The following is a 3,607-nucleotide window of genomic DNA, read 5'->3' on the forward strand; positions in this document are numbered from 1 at the left end:
GCCCGTTGTGGAGCGGCTGCCCACAACGGGGCGGGCGCAGGTCCACGACGGTGGCGGTGTCGTCAGTTCGCCTCGCGGGGGTCGCGGCGGAAGACAGCCGTCGCTCGGGCCCTCGCCGCCTGCCGCCACCCCGACCAGCGCGCCGTCGTCGAGGCCCAGCGGGACGACGCCGCCCAGCGGACGCGGGCCGCCGAGCGCGGGGCCAGGAGGGCGCGGAGCCGGGTGCGGCGGTCGGCGGCCGCGTGGAAGCCCGCACGGACCCGCGCCGCCTCGGAGGCCAGGTCCGCGACGGGCCGCGGCCCGGGCGCGTACAGCACCTCCTCCACAGCCCGCGCCACCCGGTGCACCGCGTCCGCGGACTCGCCCCGCAACTCGCCGAGGCTGACGATCCGCGCCGCCGACTTGCGAGGCGTCAGGGAGTCGTCCGGCTCGACCCCGTGGTCCCAGGCCGTGTCGTTGACCTCCTCCCAGACCGCGAGGACGGAGCCGTCCGCGCCGAGCCGCCGGGCCCGTACCCGGCTGCGCCACAGCAGGGGCAGGAAGGGCAGGGCGAGGAGGAGCAGGGCCCCTGCCGTCACCAGCGTCACCGTCAGGAGGTCGGGACCCGAGCCGTCCGAGGCCGCGTCCGCGGTCGCCGCGTCCGGGCCGCAGTCGCCGAGCTTCTTCATCTGCGGGGTGCAGCTCTCCGGGGCGGTCGGCGCGGCGGACGGCTGCGCCGAGGCGCTCTGCTGCGGCTGCGCGGGCCCGGTGGCCGTGCCCGAGGGGGTGTCCTCCCGGGTGTACGCGGGGGTGGAGCCCCGCGAGGGCGTCGGCTCGAACCGTGTCCACCCGGCGCCTTCGAAGTACAGCTCGGGCCAGGCGTGCGCGTCCCGGATGCCGACGGAGATCGAGCCGTCGGTCTGCGTCGTGCCCGGCATGAAGCCCACGGCGACCCGCGCGGGGATGCCGAGCGAGCGGGCCATCGCCGCCATGGAGAAGGAGAAGTGGACGCAGAAGCCCTCCTTGTCCTTCAGGAAGCGGGAGATGGCCTGGACCCCGGTGCCGGACACCACGTCGACGTCGTAGCGGAAGCCGCCGTCCTGGGCGAACCAGTCCTGGAGCTTCACCGCCCGCTCGTAGTCGTTGCGCGCGCCCTTGGTGACCTTCAGGGCCGTCGCCTTCACGTCGGCCGGCAGCGAGGCGGGCACCTTGGTGTACTCGCGGCGCAGCTTCTCGGGGGCGGGTCCTGCGCCGGCCAGCTGCCCGGCCGTCGGCTGCACGTCCAGGCTGGAGACCTGGTAGCGGGCGCCCTTGGTGGTCTGCCGGTCGTCGCCGACGAGCATCCGGCCGGCCGGCTCGTACCGCCAGCGTCCTTCGATGCCGACCCGGCCGGCCGGGTACGGCATCGGCAGCCACTTCTGCTCGTATGCGTCGGAGGCGACGAAGTTGCTGGTCACCTCGGTGATCCGGACGCTCTGGGAGAGGCCGTCCGGCCAGGGCAGCTGCTTGGGCACGTCCTCGATCGGGCGGACCGAGGACTTCCACGAGGTGCCGTCGAACTGGTCCAGCGCGACGAGCCGCAGGTACATCCCGCTGGTGTCGCGGGCGTTGGTCCGGTAGCGCAGGACCTCCCGGTCCTCCGGCTGGCGCAGATTGTTCTGGAGGGAGACCAGCGGGTTCACGGCGGAGATCGTGCCGCCCTTGCCGGTGCCCCCGTCCCCCTCGCCGCCGCCTCCGAAGAGACCGCCGGAGAAGCCCGGCAGTGCGAGCGGCGCCACCAGGGCGACGCCCATGGCGACGGCGCCGATCCGGCGGCCGGTGCGCGCCGGAGCGAAGGCGGGCCCGCCGGCGGCGACGCTGGAGCCGGGCCGGCCGGAGCGCTGGGCGCCGCCGAAGACGCGGCCCCACTGGGAGAGCCGGTCACGGCCCTCGGCGAGGAGCAGCAGCAGATAGCCGGAGGCCGCGAGGAGGAACCAGAGCCAGCCGGCGCCGCCTCCGGAGAGACCGGCGGCCACCGAGTACAGGGCGAGCAGCGGCAGGCCGGCCGGGGCCGCCTTGCGGAAGGTGACCGCGAGGGCGTCCACCAGGAGCCCGATCGCGACGACGCCGCCGACCAGCATGAGCCGGATGCCCTCGGTGTCGGGCGCGGGGATCGCGTACCGGCCGACGTCCTCGGCGCCCGCCTGGAACAGCTCGACGGCGTGGGTGAGGACCTCGGGGCCCGGGAGGAACCACAGGAGGGCCTGCTCGCGGGCGAAGCACACGGTCAGCGCGAGCAGCACGGCGACGAGCTGGGCCAGCAGCGTCAGCGGCCGGGCCAGCGGCACCCGGCGGGCCAGTGTGCCCACCCCGCTCACCAGGGCGAGGACGAAGGCCGCCGTGAAGATCCAGGTCGCCGGCTTCACCAGGGGGAGCAGCGCCCCGGCCGCCATCAGGGTGGCGCCCCAGGAAGCGAGCGTCAGCCGTGTGCGGCCGCTCATGACCATCCTCCGTAGGTGTCGGCGGCGGCGGTCTCCGGGCGGAGTCCGGCCGCCTGCTGCCACAGGTCGGCGAGCGAGGCGCCGGGCGGTACGGCGAGGGCCGTCCAGCCGGCCTCCCGCAGCTGCCGCACCCGGTCCTCGACCGCTCCGGTCACCGAGCCGCCGGTGAGCCAGGTGCCGGAGTCCAGGACGAAGGCGACGGCCGCGCCGGTCCGCCCGCGCATCCTGGCGGTGAGGGCCGCCTGCTCCTCGTCGAGGTCGCCGAGGAAGGCGATGAGCAGCCCGTCGCCGCCGCCGCGCAGCACGTCGGAGGCGCGGGAGAGTCCGGCTCCCTCGGAGTGGTCGACGACCGCGAGGGTGTCCATCATCAGTCCGGCCGCCTCGGCCGAGTCCTGGGCCGAGCCGGCGAAGCCCTCGGCGCCCTCGCCGGGGATCGCGCTGCCGGTGTCGGTGAGCAGCCGGACCGCGTAGCCGCGCTCCAGCATGTGGACGAGGGCGGAGGCGGTGCCGGAGACGGCCCATTCGAAGGCGGAGTCGGGGCCCGCGCCCTGGAAGGCGATCCGGCGGGTGTCGAGGAGCACGGTGCAGCGGGCCCGCTGGGGCAGTTCCTCGCGGCGGACCATCAGCTCGCCGTAGCGGGCGGTGGAGCGCCAGTGGACCCGGCGCAGGTCGTCGCCGTGGCGGTAGGTGCGCGGGATGACGTCGTCGTCGCCGGCGAGCGCGAGGGAGCGGGACTGCCCGTCCCCGTACCCGGAGGCCTCGCCGAAGAGCTTCACCGGCGGGAGGGCCTCGGTGCGGGGCACGACGGTGAGGGTGTCGTACGCGCTGAAGGAGCGGGTCAGCTCGCACATCCCGAAGGGGTCGTTGAGCCGCAGCTGGAGGGGGCCCAGCGGGAAGCGGCCGCGCAGGTCGGAGCGGACCCGGTAGGACACCTCGCGCCGCCCGCCGGCCTCGACCCGGTCGAGGACGAAGCGGGGGCGGGGCCCCAGCATGTACGGCACGTGGTCCTGGAGCATCAGGAGGCCGGTGGGGAGCTTGGAGACGTTCTCCATGCGCAGCTGGACCCGGGCCTCGGTGCCGGTCTCGACCCGCTGGGGGGTGAGCCGGCGGGAGGCGGCGACCCGGTAGCGGGTCCGGTGCAGCACGAG

General features: G+C 75.5%; 2 protein-coding genes. Both read right to left on the reverse strand.

Features of this window, described 5'->3' with window-relative positions:
• Positions 1 to 62 precede the first annotated feature (62 nt).
• The gene (locus CCN56_RS38725) at positions 63 to 2,459 is read right to left on the reverse strand and encodes a DUF3488 and transglutaminase-like domain-containing protein (protein WP_086832317.1); all 2,397 of its coding nucleotides are present in this window, start codon (positions 2,457 to 2,459) and stop codon (positions 63 to 65) included.
• Positions 2,456 to 3,607, reverse strand: a 1,152-nt coding sequence (locus tag CCN56_RS38730) for a DUF58 domain-containing protein (RefSeq protein ID WP_086832318.1), incomplete at its 5' end; no start/stop codon positions are given. The genes CCN56_RS38730 and CCN56_RS38725, both read right to left, overlap by 4 nt.

Origin of the sequence: Streptomyces sp. NRRL B-24572 (assembly GCF_002156145.1) — a bacterium.
GTDB lineage: Bacteria > Actinomycetota > Actinomycetes > Streptomycetales > Streptomycetaceae > Streptomyces > Streptomyces vietnamensis.

Coding starts and splice junctions, on each gene's coding strand:
- CCN56_RS38725 (WP_086832317.1), bottom strand. CDS start 2,459: ATGAGCGGCCGCACACGGCTGACGCTCGCTTCCTGGGGCGCCACCCTG.